At 35.4% G+C, this 20579-nt stretch carries 20 protein-coding genes and 1 pseudogene; 6 read left to right on the top strand and 15 right to left on the bottom strand.

Annotated elements, in window-relative coordinates:
• Positions 1-62 precede the first annotated feature (62 nt).
• The 11 genes and pseudogenes from KRR19_RS03155 to ppdK form a co-directional block, all read right to left on the bottom strand.
• Positions 63-566 (bottom strand): Asp23/Gls24 family envelope stress response protein, encoded by a 504-nt coding sequence (locus KRR19_RS03155; protein WP_002479519.1) that lies wholly within the window; start codon positions 564-566, stop codon positions 63-65.
• Between the two features lie 67 nt (positions 567-633).
• Positions 634-873, bottom strand: coding sequence for a DUF2273 domain-containing protein (locus tag KRR19_RS03150; RefSeq protein WP_002479520.1), 240 nt, complete (start codon positions 871-873; stop codon positions 634-636).
• 15 nt (positions 874-888) lie between these two features.
• Positions 889-1437: an alkaline shock response membrane anchor protein AmaP gene (gene amaP, locus KRR19_RS03145; protein WP_002479521.1), complete on the bottom strand. Its 549-nt coding sequence runs from the start codon at positions 1435-1437 to the stop codon at positions 889-891.
• A 151-nt stretch (positions 1438-1588) separates the two neighbouring features.
• A pseudogene (locus tag KRR19_RS03140) lies at positions 1589-3144 on the bottom strand (BCCT family transporter).
• A gap of 166 nt (positions 3145-3310) precedes the next feature.
• Positions 3311-4324, bottom strand: coding sequence for a zinc-binding alcohol dehydrogenase family protein (locus KRR19_RS03135; protein WP_023014955.1), 1014 nt, complete (start codon positions 4322-4324; stop codon positions 3311-3313).
• 137 nt (positions 4325-4461) lie between these two features.
• Positions 4462-5472 carry a zinc-binding alcohol dehydrogenase family protein gene (locus tag KRR19_RS03130; RefSeq protein WP_031262418.1) on the bottom strand — a complete coding sequence of 337 codons (1011 nt, stop codon included), beginning with the start codon at positions 5470-5472 and terminating at the stop codon, positions 4462-4464.
• Positions 5473-5484: 12 nt separating this feature from the next.
• On the bottom strand, positions 5485-6504 hold the full coding sequence (locus KRR19_RS03125) for an NADP-dependent oxidoreductase (RefSeq protein WP_105978606.1): 1020 nt from the start codon (positions 6502-6504) through the stop codon (positions 5485-5487).
• A 58-nt stretch (positions 6505-6562) separates the two neighbouring features.
• Entirely contained in the window at positions 6563-7450 is an 888-nt protein-coding gene (locus tag KRR19_RS03120) for an alpha/beta hydrolase (RefSeq protein ID WP_105988719.1), read from the bottom strand.
• Positions 7451-7575: 125 nt separating this feature from the next.
• The gene (locus tag KRR19_RS03115; protein ID WP_105978604.1) at positions 7576-8589 is read right to left on the bottom strand and encodes an NADP-dependent oxidoreductase; all 1014 of its coding nucleotides are present in this window, start codon (positions 8587-8589) and stop codon (positions 7576-7578) included.
• A gap of 173 nt (positions 8590-8762) precedes the next feature.
• Complete coding sequence (locus KRR19_RS03110; RefSeq protein ID WP_002479528.1) at positions 8763-9578, bottom strand: pyruvate, water dikinase regulatory protein; 816 nt, start codon at positions 9576-9578, stop codon at positions 8763-8765.
• Positions 9565-12207, bottom strand: coding sequence for a pyruvate, phosphate dikinase (gene ppdK / locus KRR19_RS03105; protein ID WP_023014962.1), 2643 nt, complete (start codon positions 12205-12207; stop codon positions 9565-9567). The genes KRR19_RS03110 and ppdK overlap by 14 nt, the downstream gene beginning before the upstream one ends.
• Positions 12208-12423: 216 nt before the next feature.
• Between ppdK and KRR19_RS03100 the strand changes: the two genes are divergently transcribed.
• The 6 genes from KRR19_RS03100 to KRR19_RS03075 all read left to right on the top strand — a co-directional run bounded on the left by KRR19_RS03100 (position 12424) and on the right by KRR19_RS03075 (position 17514).
• Positions 12424-13065, top strand: a complete 642-nt coding sequence (locus tag KRR19_RS03100) for a Crp/Fnr family transcriptional regulator (protein WP_023014963.1) — start codon at positions 12424-12426, stop codon at positions 13063-13065.
• Between the two features lie 85 nt (positions 13066-13150).
• Positions 13151-15085: a heavy metal translocating P-type ATPase gene (locus KRR19_RS03095; RefSeq protein WP_216733435.1), complete on the top strand. Its 1935-nt coding sequence runs from the start codon at positions 13151-13153 to the stop codon at positions 15083-15085.
• Positions 15024-15239: a heavy-metal-associated domain-containing protein gene (locus tag KRR19_RS03090; protein ID WP_057509872.1), complete on the top strand. Its 216-nt coding sequence runs from the start codon at positions 15024-15026 to the stop codon at positions 15237-15239. Before KRR19_RS03095 ends, KRR19_RS03090 begins: the two co-directional genes overlap by 62 nt.
• 102 nt (positions 15240-15341) lie before the next feature.
• The gene (locus KRR19_RS03085; RefSeq protein ID WP_105978601.1) at positions 15342-15866 is read left to right on the top strand and encodes a YfiT family bacillithiol transferase; all 525 of its coding nucleotides are present in this window, start codon (positions 15342-15344) and stop codon (positions 15864-15866) included.
• 177 nt (positions 15867-16043) lie between these two features.
• A complete protein-coding gene (locus tag KRR19_RS03080) occupies positions 16044-16523 on the top strand; it encodes a PTS sugar transporter subunit IIA (protein ID WP_107539726.1) in 480 nt (159 codons plus the stop codon).
• 145 nt (positions 16524-16668) lie between these two features.
• Entirely contained in the window at positions 16669-17514 is an 846-nt protein-coding gene (locus KRR19_RS03075; protein ID WP_057509874.1) for a CPBP family intramembrane glutamic endopeptidase, read from the top strand.
• 75 nt (positions 17515-17589) lie between these two features.
• Here the strand turns inward: KRR19_RS03075 and KRR19_RS03070 are convergent, their stop codons facing one another.
• From KRR19_RS03070 to KRR19_RS03055, 4 genes are all read right to left on the bottom strand, one after another.
• The gene (locus KRR19_RS03070) at positions 17590-18810 is read right to left on the bottom strand and encodes a PAS domain-containing protein (RefSeq protein WP_216733434.1); all 1221 of its coding nucleotides are present in this window, start codon (positions 18808-18810) and stop codon (positions 17590-17592) included.
• A gap of 96 nt (positions 18811-18906) precedes the next feature.
• Complete coding sequence (locus KRR19_RS03065; protein WP_156666542.1) at positions 18907-19446, bottom strand: histidine phosphatase family protein; 540 nt, start codon at positions 19444-19446, stop codon at positions 18907-18909.
• Positions 19443-19685, bottom strand: coding sequence for a DUF7695 domain-containing protein (locus tag KRR19_RS03060; protein ID WP_023014969.1), 243 nt, complete (start codon positions 19683-19685; stop codon positions 19443-19445). The genes KRR19_RS03065 and KRR19_RS03060 overlap by 4 nt, the downstream gene beginning before the upstream one ends.
• 32 nt (positions 19686-19717) lie before the next feature.
• Entirely contained in the window at positions 19718-20560 is an 843-nt protein-coding gene (locus KRR19_RS03055) for a glycosyltransferase family 8 protein (protein ID WP_216733433.1), read from the bottom strand.
• Between the last annotated feature and the right edge of the window lie 19 nt (positions 20561-20579).

The following is a 20579-nucleotide window of genomic DNA, read 5'->3' as shown; positions in this document are numbered from 1 at the left end:
AAGTTATCTTCAAATCCGCCCTCTTACTTATTTATATTACTAAATCAAGGTACAACGCTGAATTATTGTAAACCTTTATCTTGGTTCTTTTGTTGCTCTTGATTATTTTTTTGTTTTTGTTCAAACTCTTTACGAGTCATAACATCTTCAACACGCATGTTTACTTCAACTACTTGAAGACCAGTCATATATTTTACTTGTTCTTTAATTAAGTCTGTCACTTTATTAAAGATTTTTGGTGCTGATTCACCATATTCTAAAACTACTTTTAAGTCTACTGCAGTTTGTTTTTCTCCTACTTCTACTGAAACACCTTGTGTCACATTTTCAGTGTTAGAGAATTGATTACTGATACTATCAACAAAGTTGCCTTTTAATGATAAGATACCGTTAACTTCACGTGCAGCAATACCTGAGATTTTTTCAATAACTTCATCTGCAAATGTTAATTTATTTTGGAATTTCGGTTGTTGGTTTTGTTGGTTTTCTTGTTGTTGCTGTTCCACTTTATTCACTCCAGTTTCTTGATCATATGCTTGTTTTGCTTTTGTATTATCTACTGCCATAGTACATTCTCCTTTTCAAACATATTATATTTCGTCTATACCCTTAAACTAATTTTCAAATTATAAATTAACTCCATCGATTTAAAAAGTTGAGAAATTGTTGCTTACGGTCTTTAATATACCCAATTCCTATTCCAATCAAACACAACACGATAATCAGGATGGTTTTCCAAAAGCCGAGTGTTAGGAATAAGATTGCGATAACTAAAAACACTAAAAATCCGACAATTCTACCAATATAACTTTTAATAAAATTCACCACGTGTTGTGTTGAATCATTTGGTTGTTGATTATTTTCGTTTGGCATCTGGGTCTCCCTCCTTTATAGTACTCTTGGACTTGATGGACTTTTCTGATCTTTCACATTAACCTCTAATTTTCTTACAGGAATTTCTGTGAAATATTCTACGTTTTTCTTAATATCTGTTCTGACATTTTCTGTTAAAGTTCGTGCATGAGTATCATCTGGTAAAAAGAAGTCCGCTTTTACATCTATGTACGACTTTTTCTTTTTACTGTAGCACTTCGTAACAACATTCGGTTGCATCAACTGCTCGTAATTAGCCATTGTGTCATACACGACTTTCTCGATTGATTTTCTTGAAATATATATATGACCATCTTTATAAAATTTATAAAGACCCGGCTTGCGATGTGTCGGCGCAAATAAGCTGAACACCAAAATAATACCTAACACAATTAACAGTCCAGCCAACGTAAAGAGTACTGGTAAGAACCATGCAAATGTCAGTAATTGTTGTTGGTAAGTTTCAACTTGTGGAATCTGCGGTACTTTAGCGAGCATAAACACTAACATTCCGACAACCACCACAATGATTAATCCTAAGATGAAATTCTTCAATCTTCTCACGGTGCTGCACCTCCTCATATCAATGTTTGTGACGTTACTTTTTTTATACCCCGACTCATTTATAAAAAAACACAATAAATTTTATTGTAAAAAATAAAAGCATAAGTTTGTTTATCTTATGATAAAGCAACTTATGCCTTCATTTTTTTAACTATTCTTCTATTTCTTCCCTGTTACTTTTATGCGATAAAACTTCCGAATGTTTATATCTGGGTTGTTGGTACCGTGGCTTTTCTTCACCTAATGCTCTAAACAACGACCACATCATTAAAATAATAACGATTGAGAATGGCAGTGCTGCGATAATTAATAAGTTTTGAATCGCTTGTGTTCCGCCTGTATAAATCATAATCAACGCAAATAGTGCTAAAATCACACCCCAAGATACTTTAATTGCTGAAGCTGGGTGGATACTTCCTTTTGCACTTAACATACCAAGCACATAAGTTGCTGAGTCTGCTGAAGTGACGAAGAAAATCATGATAACTACTAGCGAAACCAAACTTAATAAAAAGCCGAGCGGATAGTGTTGTAAAGTTGCGAAGGTAGCTGTTTCTGTTGCTTCTTTCGCAATATCCGCAATACCGTTTTTCTGTAAATAGATTGCAGCTGATCCGAAGACTGCAAAGAAGAAGAAACAAACTAAGGCTGGTACAAATAAAACACCTAAAATAAACTCTTTAATAGTACGACCGCGTGACACACGCGCAATAAAGATTCCTACGAATGGTGCCCACGAAATCCACCATGCCCAATAGAAGACCGTCCAGTTCTGCATCCATTGGAATTTTTCTCCGCCGTTTTGCGGAATACGTAAACTCATCCCAAAGAAATTGTAAATATAATTACCTAATGAGTTTGTAAAGTTATTTAAAGTAAAGAGTGTCGGTCCGACTGCGAATAATACAATTAAAACGATAAACGCTAAAATCATATTAATATTACTTAAAGTTTTAATCCCTTTATCGATACCTGACCATGCACTCCATGTAAATAAGAACGTCGCAATAATCACGATAATAACTTGCATGCCGAAGTTAGATGGTACTTTGAATAAATAGTTTAATCCTTCGTTAATTTGCAACGCACCAAACCCAAGTGTTGCCGCAACACCTGTTACTGTCGCAATAATTGCTAATACATCAATGGTACCGCCTAGCGGTCCATTCATACGTTTTTACCTAATAACGGTACCAACGTTGCACTCACTAAACCTGCATAACCACGATGGAAACTGAAATAAGCGAATACTAACGCAACAATACCGTATACGGCCCAAGCATGAACGCCCCAGTGGAAGAACGCAAACTGCATCGCGTCATCAATGGCTGCTTGAGTTCCAGCTTTATGTATCGGCGTTTGAGTAAATGCATGACTGATAGGTTCAGCTGTTGTCCAGAAAACTAAACCGATACCCATACCTGCACTAAATAACATCGCAAACCATGATTGCAGTGAAAACTCTGGATCTTCTCCTTCTTCTCCCAAAGTGATATTTGAATAACGTGAGAAGAGTAAGTAAATACATACAATCAATATCACTAATAATAAAATCAGATAATACCATGTAAAGTATTTAGCAATGAAAGTTGTAATTTGTTGTGTCCCTGCTTCAAGTTGTTTTGGGAAAATCGCACCATAGATTACAAATAATGTACAAATGGCGAGCGCAAACCAAAACACTTTGGTAATCTTTTTCTCTTTCATACCAATAATCCCTTTCTAAATTTGTTGATAACATGTAATTACCCGCTATGACGCTTTTCAATCTCATTTATACAATTATTTTTCTTCTCATAAAAAAACTTATCAAATTTATTATGCACTAAAAATAGAAGCACTGAGAAAATGATTCCCGGTGCTTCAAAAATAATTATTCGTTTTCCATATTAATCACTAACTTACCAATCATGGATTGATTTTCTAATAGTTGATGCGCTTCATATAGTGTTTCTGTAGTTAGCCCTTGTATTTCCTTCGTTTTCGTATGTTGATACGTACCCGCTTCTACCTTCTTAGTCAAATCTGTCAAATGACGATGGAACGTAATCACATTTAAACCATAGTCCGCACGACCAAACATATAATCATGTGTGAATGTCACGCTCTTACCTTTCAATAAGTTTAAATCTTGTTTTTCATCAAAGGCCACAATTGTGACAATATGACCACGTGCTTTAACTAAATCAATCATTAATTCATAATAGCCATCCGTGTCATACGTACAGAAAACATAATCAAATGGCGCAACTTGATGTTCATCTAATTGTGCTTTGATATCTTCTTTATGATTAATTACTAAGTCAGCACCCATTTTTTCTGACCAAGCTTTTGTTTCTTCACGTCCAGCAGTTGTCACTACTTCTAGTCCATAAGCTTTCGCAATTTGTGTTGCGATACTGCCGACACCGCCAGCACCGTTAATAATGAATAATGATTTGCCTTTATTATTTTCAGGATTAGATGAAATGTTGAACGTATCGAATAACACTTCATACGCTGTTAGTGCTGTTAACGGTAAGCTAGCTGCTTCTGTAAATGTTAAGTTACTTGGTTTTTCACCTACATAACGTTCATCCATCACTTGGTACTCTTCATTTGAGCCATCATAAAAGCTCGCACCTGAATAGTAAACTTCATCGCCGACTTTAAATAATTCACAATCTGGTCCTGTTGCTTCTACCACACCTGCCGCATCAAACCCTAAAATACGTGGTGCTTTTTCAACAGGCGCTTGGCGAATTTTAGTATCTACAGGATTAACACTGATGGCTTTGACTTTTACTAATAATTCATTGCCTTTTGGTTCAGGCTTCGTTTTATCAAATTCATAGAATAAATTACCTTCAGATAATTCAAATCCTCGATCTGCACCGATTGCTTTCATTTATATCGTTCCTTTCTTTATATGTTTGTGCCCTTATCATAGAATGACCGATATGAATAAGCAATTTTTCCGTCTTATAAAAAATGACACTAGAATTTCGCTTTGTCAGCATTCTTCTAGTGTCATTTATATTTTAATTATGATTCCATATCAAACACAATTTTACCTTTCATCACATGGTCTTCTAGTAATTGATGCGCTTCAAATAGCGTTTCTGGCGTTAATTCATCGAAGACTTTCGTCACTGTCGGTTGATAAACACCCGCTTCTACTTTTTTAGAAACGTCTGTTAAATAACGGTGATATTGAATCACATCTATATTATTCAATGAACGTGCAAACATATTTTCATGTCCAAATGTTAAACTTTTACCTTTCAACAAGTTCAAATCTTGTTTTTCATTGAATGCGACAATCGTCGCAAGTGTACCGCGTGCTTTTACAAGATCAATCATTGTTTCATAATATAAATCTGTATCGAAAGTGCAGAAAATAAAGTCAATGTCTTTAACATTGTTAGATTCAAGTTGTGCTTTCATATCTTCTTTATAATTGATCACTAAATCTGCACCCATTTTTTCTGACCAGGCTTTAGTTTCTTCTCTGCCTGCTGTCGTAACGACTTTAAGTCCGTATGCTTTAGCGATTTGTGTCGCAATACTGCCGACACCGCCTGCACCATTTATAATTAATAAGGTTTTCCCTTTATTATTATCAGGGTTCGTAGAGATATTGAAAATATCGAAAAGAACTTCATACGCCGTAATAGAAGTTAATGGAAGACTTGCCGCTTCTGTATAAGATACATTGCTAGGTTTGGTCGCCACATAACGTTCATCCATCGTTTGATATTCGGCATTAGAACCATCAAATTTCAATGAACCAGAATAAAAGACTTCATCGCCAACTTGGTAAAGTTCACAATTATCTCCTGTTGCTTCAACAACACCTACTGCATCATATCCTAAAATTCTAGGCGGTTGTTCAATAGGTCTTTGACGTTGTTTAGTGTCAATCGGGTTTGCGCTGATTGCTTTAACTTTAATTAATAATTCTTTATCTTTTGGCGTTGGTTTTTCTTTATCAAATTCATAAAATAAATTGCCCTCTGATAATTGAAAGGCACGATCTGCTCCAATTGCTTTCATCATCTATACACCTCATTTATCTAATACATTAGAAATTTTTATCACTTGTTTACCAAAATTCTCACCTGTGAAAAGATTATTGAAGGCTTTAGGGACTTGGTCAAAACCTTCTGCTACAGATGTTTTCGTTTTAATCTTACCTTCTTTAACCCATTGTGCTAATTCTTGACCTGCACGCGCAAAGTCATCTTTGAATTGATGCACTAAGAAACCTTGCATCAATGCTTGATGTTTAATTAACATCGGTTGCACTGCGGGTTCGTAAGAAACTTCTTTATCATTATATTTAGAAATAGAACCGCATACCGGTATACGTGCGAATGTATTTAAGTGTTTAAATACTTCATTTGCGACAGTTCCGCCAACGTTTTCAAAGTAGACATCTACGCCGTCCGATACTGCTTGAGCTAAGGCTTCTGCATAATCTTCTTTCTTATAATCCACCGCTTCATCAAAGCCTAGTTCATCAATAAGATAGCTTGTTTTCTGATCTCCGCCTGCAATACCGACAACACGGGCACCTTTGATTTTTGCGATTTGGCCAACCACTGCACCGACTGCGCCAGAAGCCGCTGAAACCACGACTGTGTCACCAGCTTTTGGTTGACCGATATCTAACAAGCCGTGATAAGCTGTTTGACCAGTCATGCCTAAAACACCTAAGAATAAATAAGGTGGTACATCTAAATCTGGCAAATGCATTAAATCATCAGCTTTCACTGTACTGTATTTTTGCCATGGCAACATACCAGACACTGTGTCACCTTTTTTAAAGTCAGAATGATTGGATTCTGTTACTTGTCCTACTGCTAAACCTACAATTGGCTGGTCTAATTCAAAACCGCCGATATAAGAATTCGTATTCGGTTTCATACGATTACGCATATAAGGATCAGCTGAAATATAAGCTGTTTCAATTGTGACTTCTCCTTCTTCAGGTGAAGCAATATCAATTATTTCAAAGCGAAAGTCCTCTGCTTTAGGCAATCCTTCTGGATATTGTGCTAACACAATTTGTTCATTTTGTGTCATTTCATCCGCTCCAATCTATGAGTCATTATATTATTAGTATTGCCGAATTATGATTTTTCTAACCTTGCTTACTACCCCATAAGAACTTAAAGATATTTTCCGCAACTTTATCACTCTCATGAAGTTGACTATGTTGACCTTGTTTACCTTCTATCAAAAGTTCACGATAACTTTTCGCATGATCTTTCATAATATATTTTAAAGATTTAGAAGAAGCATTTGTCACACGACCATCACTGTGTGTACCATCTTGGATATCTCCATAAATATTTAAGATATCTACATTTTTATAGGCAGGATCTTTTTTCAACTTCAATATTTCTACATAATCATCTGTCATTTGATCAGGTTTGCCATTTTTATCTAATGTTACTTTTCCTGGTTCATCTCCCATACCGATGATGCCATTAAAGATACCTGCGATATTGACTTGTTTATGTAAAGTCGGCAAGTCTGGATTATTACTATTGTCTAACATGTACTTCGCAAACGACATATTACTCATAGAATGTGTCACAATGTTGAATTGTTTAAATTGATAATCTTGTTGTAATGCTTCAAGTACATTTTTAATCCAAAATGCATTCAGTTTCATGTCACCATTTTCGTTATCCTTCAAATTAACTAAAACAATCGGGTGTTTATCTTTCGTATCAAATTTACCTTTTAAAGTGACATGGCCATTTGCCCCTACTGTCGCGACGACCGGCTTTTTCGTATAGCCTTCTTTTTGTGCCTGTGTTTCAAAGAAGCGTAATGAATTCACACTGCCGCCATAACCATGCATAAAAATTGTAGGTGTATTGATTTTTGTTTCTTTATCTAACGGATTTGTGGGGTGATATTCAGCCCATATATACTTAACAATACCTAGTACGCCTAAAACAATCGCAATTATGGCGATAATTCTAATCGTTTTCGCATCAGGTTGATTTTGTTTCTCCATCTCTATCCCCTCGTTCTTTCTTGCTGATTGTATATTTTCACTTAAGTATAGAGGTTTCTTTAAAGGACTGCAATGAAAAATAGGCATTATAAAAGTGGTGTGTCACCTTTAGAATGCCTAAATGATTAATCTAATACGGAAGAAACTTGAACGATTTGTTTACCAATTTCTTTACCTGTAAAGAGTGCTCTGAATGCACTTGGGATGTTGCCGAAGCCTTTTACTAATGACGTTTTTGTTTTGATTTTTCCATCTTTGATCCATTGTGCTAAGTCTTTTTCAGCATGTTCAAAATCATCTTTAAATTGAGAAGCTAAAAAGCCTTGCATCAATGCTTGATTTTTAATCAATATTGGTTGAACAGCGGGTTCATATGATATTTCTTTATCATTATAGTTAGAGATTGAACCACACACAGGTATTCGCGCAAAAGAATTTAAATGCTTAAATACTTCATTCGCAACTGTACCGCCGACATTTTCATAGTATACATCGACACCATTTGGTACTGCTTTAGCTAATGCTTCAGCATAATTCTCTTTTTTGTAGTCGACTGCGTCATCAAATCCAAGTTCATCTATGAGGTATTGTGTTTTAGCTTTACCTCCGGCAATACCTACTACATAGCAACCTTTGATTTTCGCAATTTGGCCGACGACTGAACCGACAGCACCTGACGCTGCTGAAACAACAACCGTTTCACCAGCTTTTGGTTGACCAATTTCTAACAAACCATGATAAGCCGTTTGACCCGTTGCACCTAAAGCACCTAAATACCAATGTACTGGTATATCGTCATCCACATTTAGCACTTCTATATCTTCTGCCGACATTGTATTATAACGTTTCCATTCAAACAGACCTCTGACAATGTCTCCTTCTTTGACTGTATTGTCTTTTGATTGAATTACTTTTGCGAGCCCTCTCCCCCATATTGGTTGATCAATTTTGAAGGCTGTCACATAAGAAGCCCCTTTAATCATGCCATTACGAAAATAAGGATCAATTGATAGGTACGCCGTTTCTAATAACACTTCACCTTGTTTTGGTTCTATGATTTCAGCTGGTTCATAACGAAACGTTTGTTCATCTGGTAATCCGTCTGGAAATTGTGCGAAGACAATTTGTTCATTTTCCATTTTAACCGCTCCTTTTTTTACTTATACTTCTAAATTAAATGTGAAATGCATAGAATTCAATATAAGCAACTTAAAAAGCCGTAACTGAATGGAGTCAGTTACGGCTTCGTTTATATTTGTGAGAAGTTATTAAGGAATTTTCTATTATGTTTAATGGATGAATAGAATGGTTGTTATTTGTTCAGGTATTTTTCAATGTAAAATGCAGATTCTTCGATAGATTTATATTCCGTGTTAATGACAATGGCATTAAATTTATCAAAGACTTCTTCCGCATAACTTAATTCTTTTTTAATGCGATGTAAACTGTTGTAGTTGGCTGAACCTTTCATACCCAGTACACGGATGCGTTCTGTACGGATATTCATAATATAATCGGGACTTGCGGTTAAGCCGAATACTAACATTTTCTTGTTGAAGACTTCTTCAGGAATCGGTGCTTCAGGTACTAATGGAATATTGGCGATTTTATAACCTTTGTTCGCAAGATACATACTAAGAGGTGTTTTAGATGTTCGGGACACACCTAGAATCACCGCATCTGCTTCTTCAATACCGGTAAAAACTTTGCCGTCATCATATTTGACTGAGAATTCCATTGCCTCAATACGTTCAAAATAGTGCTGATCCATTTTGCGTAAGGCACCGCTTTCACGTAAGGCTTTTTTATGTGTTTTGTTTTCAATTAAATTAAGCAAATCTGTCATATAATCTACATAAAGGATACCTTGCTCTTCAGCATAAGCTTGACCGATTTGATTAAATTTTGGATTCACGAGCGTTGTGATGACAATCGCATCACGCTGCTTTGCTAATTTTAAAATCGTTAGAAATTCTTCTTCATTTTTAATGAAGGGGAATTTCTTAATTTCTACGTCATCTTCTATATCAGGAAACTGCGTTAATGTCGCATGAATCATACGCTGCGCAGTTTCTCCGATAGAATCTGACACTATATATAATGCTAAATGTTCGTTATTGTTTTGCACCGATTGCTCTCTCACTTTCTGCTTGGCTTTGAGCAGCAGCCAACATTGCGCCAGGAACTCTGAATGGTGAGCATGAGACATAATCAATCGCTAAGTTATTGAAGTAATGAATTGATTTCGGATCACCGCCGAGTTCACCACAAACCCCGATTTTGATGTTTGGATTTGCAGCTTTAGCTTGCTCTACTGCTGTTTTAATCAACTGACCTACACCGTCAACATCCAATGTTTGGAATGGGTCGACTTCAAGTAAGCCTCTGTTGATATATTCACTGATAAATTTGCCTGCATCATCACGAGAGAATCCAAATGTTAATTGTGTTAAGTCATTCGTACCGAAACTGAAGAACTCTGATTCTTTCGCAAGTTGCCCTGCAATCAAGCAAGCTCTTGGTGTTTCAATCATTGTTCCGATTAAGTAATCGATCGACGTATTGTCTTTTGCTAACATGCTTTCAGCTGTCGCTTGGATTGTGTCTTTTAATGTTTTGAATTCTTCTACTGTAGATACAAGCGGTATCATAATTTCAGGTTGACTTTCGATACCCTCATTTTTTAATTTTAACACACTGCCGATAATCGCTTCAGTCTGCATTTCAGCAAGTTCTGGATAAGTTACTGCTAAACGGCAACCACGGTGACCAAGCATTGGGTTAGTTTCATGCAAGTCAACAATACGTTTACGCAACACGTCTTTATCAACATTTAATTGTTGTGAAACTAATTGAATTTCATCATTTGTTTTCGGTAAGAATTCATGTAATGGCGGATCCAATAAACGTACAATTGTCGGACGGCCATTAGATAATCTGAAAATCTGTTCGAAATCTTCAATTTGATATTTACGGATTTCATTTAATGCTTCGATTCGTTCCTCTTGTGAAGAAGCTAAGATGAAACGACGCATTTGAACTAAACGTTCTGCACCAAAGAACATATGTTCAGTTCTGACTAAGCCGATACCTGCTGCATCAAATTGGTAACCTGATGCGATGTCTTGAGGCGTTTCAGCGTTCATGCGTACATTTAAACGTGCAGTTTCTTGTGTCCATTGCATGAAGCGATCAAAGTCTTCACTGTGGTCAGCATCTGTTTTTTCAATATCGCCTAAATAAATGTTACCTGTTGAACCATCAACTGAAATGATGTCACCTTCATTTAACGTTTGGCCATGATATGTTACAACTTTATTTTCAGTATCGATATTTAAGTTTGAACAACCCGTTACACAACATTTACCCATACCGCGAGCAACAACTGCCGCATGAGATGTCATACCGCCATGCGTTGTCACAATCGCTTCACTTGCGACCATACCTTCAATATCTTCAGGTGATGTTTCAGGTCGCATTAAAATTACTTTTTCACCTTGATCCGCTTGTACTTTCGCATCTTCTGCTGAGAAGACTACTTTACCTGTTGATGCACCTGGACTTGCAGGAAGACCTGCATCAGAAATTGCTTCTGCCGCTTCAATCGCTTCTGGTTTGAACGTCGGATGCAATAATGTATCAATTGATTTTACATCTACCTTTGTTAGCGCCTCTTCTTTAGTGATAACCCCTTCATCTACTAAATCAACCGCAATTTTCATTGCTGCTTTGGCTGTACGTTTCCCATTTCTTGTTTGTAAAATATAAAGTTTACCGTTTTCAATTGTGAATTCGATATCTTGCATATCTTTATAATGTGCTTCTAATTTCTCAGTCACATCTACGAACTCTTGATAAACCTCAGGCATTTGTTGTGCCAGTGTTTCAATTTCCTTTGGTGTACGAATACCTGCCACAACGTCTTCACCTTGTGCATTTAATAAGTACTCACCAAAGACATGGTTATCACCTGTCACAGGGTTTCTTGTAAATGCAACACCTGTACCACTGCGGTCTCCACTATTACCGAAGACCATTTCTTGGATGTTGACACCTGTACCGATATCGTGCGGGATATCATTTAAATCACGGTATACACGCGCACGGTCGTTATCCCAAGATTTAAATACCGCTTCAACTGCTTCAGTCAATTGTGTAAATGGATCTTGCGGGAATGGTTTATAAACTTCTTCTTCATAAATTTCTTTGAAACGTGCACTGATGACTTTTAAACCTTCTGCTGGAATTTCAGCATCTGTTTCATAACCATTATCTTCTTTATATTTGTCGAAGAAGCGATCAAATGCTGTCATGTTGATACCATATACAACTTGTCCAAACATTTGAAGCAAGCGACGATAACAATCATACGCAAAGCGTGCATCATTTGTTTTTTCAGCTAACTTCTCAACATTTTCATCATTTAAACCTAAGTTTAAAATCGTGTCCATCATACCCGGCATTGAAATTTTCGCACCACTACGGACAGAAACTAATAACAAGTTGTCGTCAGATGAAAAAGATTTCCCAGTACGTTCTGAGAAAGCTTTGAGTTGTGTATGTAATTCCTCTTTTAACTCGTCAGATAATGTTGCGCCTTGTTTCAAATATTCAATACATGCTTCTGTAGTTATCGTAAAGCCATCTGGTACTGGTAAACCTAAGCGCATCATTTCAGCTAAGTTTGCACCTTTACCACCAAGCAAATCCTTCATGGATTGACTACCTTCTTCAAATGCATAAATATATTTTGTCATTTGTAGATCACCTCATCTATTTTTATCAATGTGTCATACTAATTAGTTTATAGTATGTCATACTGAAAACGCTTTGACAATTAAAAACATACAATTGTTTCAATTAATTTGTTAAATATTTCACTAATTCGTTACATTTTAGTTAAAAGCAATGTTATTTACCCTTTTAATTAAATGAATTAAGCTAAAGATAAGAAGATTAAAGGAGCATCCATAATGAAAGGTTATGAATTATGTGTCAGTAAGGTACCCTTATTCCAAAATTTAGATACAGAAGCATTAGAACATGTCTTTTCAAAAGTTCATGCGACAAAAGTGCGTAAAGGTGATTACCTCTTTATGGCTGGAGATGATGTGCATACTTTATTTGTGATTCATTCCGGCAAAGTACGCATCTATAGACTGACGGATGAAGGAGATGAACAATTAATCCGTATTTTAGAACATAGTGATTTTACAGGTGAGTTGACTTTATTTAATGCATCAGATAGTGCTAATACGTATGCAGAAGCGTTAGAGGACAGTGATGTATGTACGATTAACCAATCCTCTATTCATCAATTAATGACAGATTATCCTGAAATCGGAATTAAAATGATTGAAGGTTTGGCAGAACGATTGAATCAATCTGAAACGATGACGACACAAATCGCATTGATGAGCAGTAAAGAGCGTTTACTGGAATACATCCAACTAGAGACAACAGACGGTTTATTAAAGCTTTCAATGACTAAAAAGAATTTAGCGACTTATTTAAGCATGCAGCCAGAAACACTAAATCGTACCTTCAAACAACTGGAACAAGAAGGTATTTTAGACAAAATCAATCACAATACCTATAAAGTACTGAAAAATTGATCTAGGTCAATTTTATTTCTCTCCTTCTCTCGTATCATTAAAAGTGAAAGAAGACATCACTTCATATGAGAGGAGGAGTTTTTTGATGTTTACAAAATGGATTTATCGTTATGAACAAACATTGACATTAGTCGCATTCATTGCCATTGTAGCTGGCATCTTGATACGTATTTTTCTAAAAGATATTGCTGTAATGGGAGATGCCTTGCTTATCTTTGCGACTGCTATTGCGATGTTGCCTATCGGATTACGTGCGATACAGGCACTACGATTTAAAATGTTCAGCATTGAACTGCTGATTAGTATCGCAGTCATCGGTGCACTCTTTATTGGTGAATTTATCGAGGCAGCCGTTGTGACGTTTCTATTCTTATTTGGAAGTTATTTAGAGAAAAAGACATTAGAACGGACACGTCGCTCCATTCAATCATTAACGGAATTATCACCTGAAGAAGCCTTAATTAAACAAGCAGATGGATCACGTACTTTAGTATCAATCGAAGAACTCTCAAAAGGTGATCGCATTATATTAACAGCGGGCAGCCGTGTACCTGTTGATGGTCACATCATTGAAGGTGAAGGTACATTTAATGAAGCTTCTATTACAGGTGAATCGGTTCCACTGACAAAGCGTCAACAAGATACGTTATACAGCAGTACGATATTAGAATCTGGCTATGTTGAAATGATTGCGGATAAAGTCGGAGAAGATACTGCGTTTGCGAAGATTATTGATTTGATTGAAGAAGCTCAAGAAACTAAATCTAACACCGAACGTTTCTTAGACCGCTTCGCTAAATGGTATACACCCGCTGTCATTGTTTTAGCCACTATTGTTGGGCTCATCACTTGGAACTTGCATCTCGCAATTACTTTCCTCGTTATCGCATGCCCAGGTGCATTAATTATCGGTGCCCCTGTTTCAAGTGTTGCGGGTATAGGTAATGGCGCAAAACATGGTGTTTTGATTAAAGGCAGTGACATTATGGAAACCTTAGCACATATTGATGTGATGGTCTTTGATAAAACAGGTACATTGACTAAAGGACAACCAGAACTCTTACGTGTACAAACTTATAATAATCCACCTCATGATTTATTAGGTTTAATCGGTACTTTAGAACAAACCTCTGAACACCACTTAGCCCATGCGATAACAAGTTACGCTGAACAACATCATGTGCTGACGGATTATGTTGTAGAATCAACGACGCCGATTAAAGGAAAAGGCATTGCAGGTCAAGTTGATCATCAACAATTAGTTGTCGGTAACCGTGCTTTGATGCAGGATCACCATATTGATATTTCACAAGCTGAACAAGATGCTTTATACGAAGAACAAACCGGTCATACTTTAGTCTTTGCGGCAATTAACGGAAAACTAGCAGCTGTTTTATCGATTAAAGATGAAGTACGTGAAGATGCGAAACAAGCCATTGACCTAATGAAACAACATGGTGTGGAACGTACCATTATGTTAACAGGTGATAATGCACATACTGCACGTGTGATAGCAGAACAGTTAGATATAGATGAGGTTGAAGCAGGCTTATTACCGGAAGATAAAACAGCTTACGTTAAACAACTACAAAATCAAGGTTATCATGTTGCGATGGCAGGTGATGGTATTAACGATGCCCCTGCGATTGCGACTGCAGATATCGGCTTAGCTATGGGAGATGGCGGTACAGATATTTCAATGGAAACCGCAGATATCGTATTAATAGCGGATCGTTTAAAACAATATGCTCATGCATTCTTATTAGCTAAAGCCACACACCTTAATATTAAACAAAATATCTGGATTGCGATGCTGACGGTATTCGCACTGCTCATCGGTGTACTCCTCGGCGGTGTGAACCTAGCGATTGGAATGTTTATCCATGAAGCAAGTGTCTTAGTTGTAATATTCAACGCTATGCGTTTAATCAAATTTAAAATTAAAGGAGAAGATTTAAATGAAACAACTCAAACTACAATTAGAAACCCTGACATGCCCTACTTGTATCAAGAAAATTGAAGGTGCTTTAAATAAAACAGAAGGTGTTGAATCAGCAAAAGTCTTATTCAACAGCAGTAAAGTCAAAGTTAAATATGAGGACACAATCATCTCTTCTGAACAAATCAGCGAAACAATAGAACAATTAGGGTATAGTGTCTTACAAGTAGCTTAGTCCTTCATACAGAATATTAAAGTAACATAAGTCAATTATCTATTTAAATTCACGTGTGATATACTAGCACTTCATTCAATATTTGATGAAAGGTGATTAACCATGCTGAAAAATCAATTTCCAATCGGTAAGTTCCAAAAACCAGATCGTTATAGTGTAGAAGATTTAAACACGTGGATTGATGCGATTGAAGAATTACCAGATATACTCACAACACTCACAACGAACGCATCTGCAGAAGAACGTCATGCGATCTATCGTGAAGGCAGTTTCGATGTTCAAACTTTAATTCACCATATTGCTGATAGCCACATGCACGGTTTTATTCGTACGAAACAAACATTGACTGAAGACCATCCATTTGTCACATCATTCCTACAAGATGCTTGGGCTGAAGCTCCAGACAATCAAGCACCCTTAGAATACTCACTAGAACTGATTGACGGCATGCATAAACGTTGGGCCATCTTATTACGTGACCTGCCTATCGAAGCATTTGACCGTACGTTCTACCATCCTGAAGAAGGTGAAGGTAGACTTGCAGATCTTGTAGCTAAAATGGCTTGGCATGGTAACCATCATCTAGAACATATTAAATTGGCACTAAAGGAAATTGAGGAAAGTTAATATATTTTATAAACGTCGGTGTCTTACATCGACGTTTATTTATGACAAATATTTTAAAATTGTGAGATGTATTGTGGTATAAAACACATAATACATTGACATCTATCTATTCATTTACCTATACTTTAATTGACCAGATAAATATTAAAATACTTACTAACGAAGAAGGAGCAACTTATGACTCAATTATTTTCAAAAGATAGCGTTTTTGTCTCAAATGCGGATAGTAAAGAAGCGGTACTAACAGAAGTATCAGAAGCATTAGTAAAAGCAGGTTATGTAAAAGACAATTTCTTAGAACATGTTTTAGATCGTGAAAAAAATTACCCAACAGCCCTAAGCTTATCAAATATCAGTGAAGCATATCCTAATGTGGCAGTACCTCATACTGAACCTGAATTTGTAAACACAACTAAAATTGTACCTGTTAAATTAACTAACCCTATCGTATTCCAAAATATGAGTTCACCTCATAAAGATTTACCAGTAGAATTCTTATTTGTGATTTTAAACGGTACAAAAGCTACTCAAGTACATTTATTATCAGACCTTATCGTGTTCTTTGAAAAACAAGATAAAGCTGAATTAGAAAAATTCTTTAAATTGACTGATACAGATGCGATTTATGAGTATCTTCAAGCAAACTTTAAAAAATAATTTTTTCTACTAACGACATTCGTATATTGCTTTAATCCTCAAATCAAATTGGTTTGAGGATTTTTTACGTTTAAAGGACCAAAATTAAATAAAATTGGGTATTATTATTTAAATGCTTTTACAATTTAATATTAAGGAGAACGCCATGCAGAGAAATAAATTACGTTTATTGATTCCTATTGTCACTTTATTATTAATTATGGTTTCAGCTTTATATGTACAAACTACACAAAGTGGTTTGATTCAAACGAGCGCAGATACCAAGGACAAAACTCATTTTATGAATATTTGGTTGATCTATTTAATTCCACTTGTTGTGCTATTTGTTTTACCTTTACACTTTAAGTTTCAACCCCTTATTCAGAAACCTTTGAAGTCAGAACGTATTTTACTTATATTAGGTGTTTTATATATCGTACTTGTGTTTCTTACACCTAAACCCTACTTTGAGCTTTTTTATATTTATAAATTTGTATTATTGTTGTTGTTTCCTTTATGGATTATTAAGCGAGAAAAACTGTCCATACTCTCTAAAGCTAATCCAGTCATTGATTGGTCTCTTGCGCCTATTGTCTATGTGATTTGGTTAGTGCTCTATTTTAGTCCTTTGAACAACTTATCTAATATCTCTTATGATGAACCTTATCTTTTCGTACTGATATTTGCGATCATTTCAATATTAATGAATGCTGTGTTAGAAGAAGTGTTTTACCGTGTGTGGCTACAAACACGTTTAGAACATTTGGGTATAGTGTCTTCTGTATGTATCAGCACAGTACTTTGGTCTTTATGGCATGCGGGCATCCAAGGACAAGGAAATCTTTTGGATTTGTCAGCACAAGCATTGGTCACACATGCGCTTGCGGGGATATTCCTTGGCTTTTTCTGGGCCAAATATCGAAATATCTACTTACTGATATTAATTCATATCTGTATGAATTTCCCGCTATACTTGATTACTTATTGGTCAAAATTCTTACCGTTTCTTTAAAACGACTGTGATAAATGAACAACCCACGAATCAATATTGGACTCGTGGGTTGTTCATTTTATTATTAATTAACGTTTATTGTTTAGTCGCATCTCGTTTGAACTTTTGTGGTAACTCAAAGAATGGTTGAATATCTTGTACATATTCTAAAATACCAATATATTCATCTTTTTCATCAAATAAAGCTTTGTATGTGACGTGAATGAATTGGTTACCTTTTTTAAACCACATGGATTCAGACTTTTTTTGTTTTGTTTTCAAATCACGAATAATCTGCATCACTTTGCTTAAACTTTTTGGTGGATGACAATTAGCCACATTTCTCCCAATAGAGATAGATGTACGGATAAACATCATGTCAGACGCTTCAACTAAATCATTGAAATACTTAAAAGTGCCATTTTTATCTACAAACGTAATTTCTACTGGCAAGTTATTTAAAATAAGGTCCGCTTCTTTTGTCGTTAAGAAACCTCCACCAAAGCACAAATTCTGTTGCCCTTGTTTTGCATCATATTTTGCGTCAATAGAAGTTAATTCTATTTCAGAATCGTGCCATATCTCAGGAACTTCTATCGCATAGCCAAAAGCACTGCTTTCTTGCGCAATTTGTTGCCACTCAACTGCACTGATGTCTTCCTGCATTAGTGGGATGAATAGTATCTCTTCTTGGCGTAACATGTCCGTTAAACTGCTTTCTAATTCAGTATAAGCATTTTGAATATGTCGCCAATCTACTTCTTCAAGTTTAGCTACACGTTTTTGTAGTTTATTCAACGCAAAACGAATCACATCATCATCTGCCCACATTTTTCTCGGTAAGATATACTCTCCTCTTCGTTCTATGACAGGAAAGATAATCTTTTCTTTACGATTAAAATGTGGAATTAAACCTGAAAGTGTTTGAACTTTCCCTTTAAATAATTCAACCGCTTCTGTTTCATTCACCTTTACTTGATTTAACAAAGCGCTCGTTTCTTGAAGCAATGACTTAAATATATTAATTTCTTGTTGGAAGATATTCAGTGGATGCGTTTTATCATTTGAAAGTGTGATTTCTGTCAGTGATTGTTTTGTCACCTTTTCATATGTTGAGACAAAACGTTCTATTTCATACATAGACGTAAATTTTTCAATAAAGTAAAGCTGTCTAAGTGCTTCTGTTATTTTACTGCTTGATTCGTTTTGAGAGAGTTCTATTAACATGTCAGTAATATCTTCTTGATGTATATGTTGATCAATGAGTCCTTTAACTTCTTCTTTAACCTCATTTGAAACTGAACTAATATTAAACATCACAAACACCTGCAATTCTTATATTTCATCTCTTCTAGTATAACTGTTTAATATCAGTGACGATATTAGCATATTCACTGAATTTAATGTTTTAAATCACTGAATGTGCGTTAACGCTTGTGTGTTCGTCTCATACAAATAGATAGAAGGCATTTTCATTTGTAGGAAATCTTCATATTGAAACTTGCCTTTAGTTAAATGATTAAATAACAGTGACATTGCGGTGCCATGTCCACATATTAATAATGTAGATACATTACTATTCTTTATAATTTGATTATAGGTTTGAACGATACGATTTTGTACTTCATTTAAAGACTCACCATTTTCCAACTTATAGTCAAAATCTCGCCACTGCTTTTCCGCAAATTCATAAAAGTCTTCTACCCAGCGTCCTATTTTTCTTTCACGCAAACCTTCGTCTTTATTAATCAGCAGCTTCAATCTTTTTGCTGTGGGTAATACAGTTTCTATGACACGACGATAAGGACTGGCGTATATCTGTTCAATGTTTTTATCGTCAAAAAAAGATGCCAATGCTTCTGCTTTATTCAGCCCTTCTTTAGTTAAAGGTGCAATGACATCTTCTTTCACACTATTATCTCTTAATGAATGTCTGACAAAGTATATTTTCATTCTTTTTTATTCTCGTCCTCCTCATCCTCTTCTTCATAAATTGTTAAACTCAAATCAATATAATCTTCCATTTTACTACCTTTACCTTCTTGAGGATTCCACAGTACTCTTTGGTAATCTGTTCCTCCATCCAAAAAGATACAACCACATTTACAATTGACCATTTCATGTCTATGTGTAGATTCAATAATATCTCCGCACATTTTACATTTCGCAATACTTCTGATGATTTTTTTCATGATGTCCCCTTCTTTCAAGTATTGAGTTTTATTTAATCATTTAAGTTTTCAAGTTGTTCTAATCTTTTTTGATACTGAAGATATAACATGGTAAATCTACTGTTGCTTTTGTTATCCCAAGGTTTTGGACGACCACAAAAATGTAAGAACACAGTATGATAGGCAACCCAATGTGTATCGTACTCACCTACACTTTTTGTATAATACATATTTGCTTGTCTTGTGTCATAATTCCAAATTTCTTCCGGTATTTCTTTAATCTTATCACCATACAAACTATTCATAACGTCTTGATCAGGCAATAATAAGTATTGATTATTTTTCTCTATAAAATTAAAAATATCATCCATGCTTATTTCTTGTCTTGCGTTTTCTACATCAATCAACATAACTCCTGAATTGAAATATACTTGACCTTGTTTCATACCTAAACGTAGATTATTCATGCCTTGTGAAAATTTTGTGAATCCTTCATGTGTTGCTGCCGCAAATATATTCCTTTCTAAATTCAGATTCCATAAATCGTCTATTGTATTAATCACTAAAATATCTGGATCTAAATAAAGTACTTTTGTCACTGATTCAGGCAGTAATTCACCACACGCTAATCTAAAGTACATTTCTTGAGGATAACGTTCAACTGTTTTCGCATTGCCAAAATAATTAGGCGGTACTTTAACTTCTTCTAATTCCATATTAAATGATGACAATAATTCTTCTAACTGCATTAGTTTACTTTGTGGTATCTTCTCATGAACCAACCAAACTTTAAATGATAAATGGGGATTCGTATCATGTAATGATAACAACATAACCTTTAATGGTTTCAAATAGTTTTCATTTAGCGTTACTAAAATATCTACTTTTTCATGCAATGTTACCGCCTCCTTCTTT

The organism is Staphylococcus sp. CWZ226 (genome assembly GCF_018986355.1).
GTDB classification, from domain to species: Bacteria; Bacillota; Bacilli; order Staphylococcales; family Staphylococcaceae; genus Staphylococcus; species Staphylococcus simulans.
This window is presented reverse-complemented; position numbering and strand designations above follow the sequence as displayed.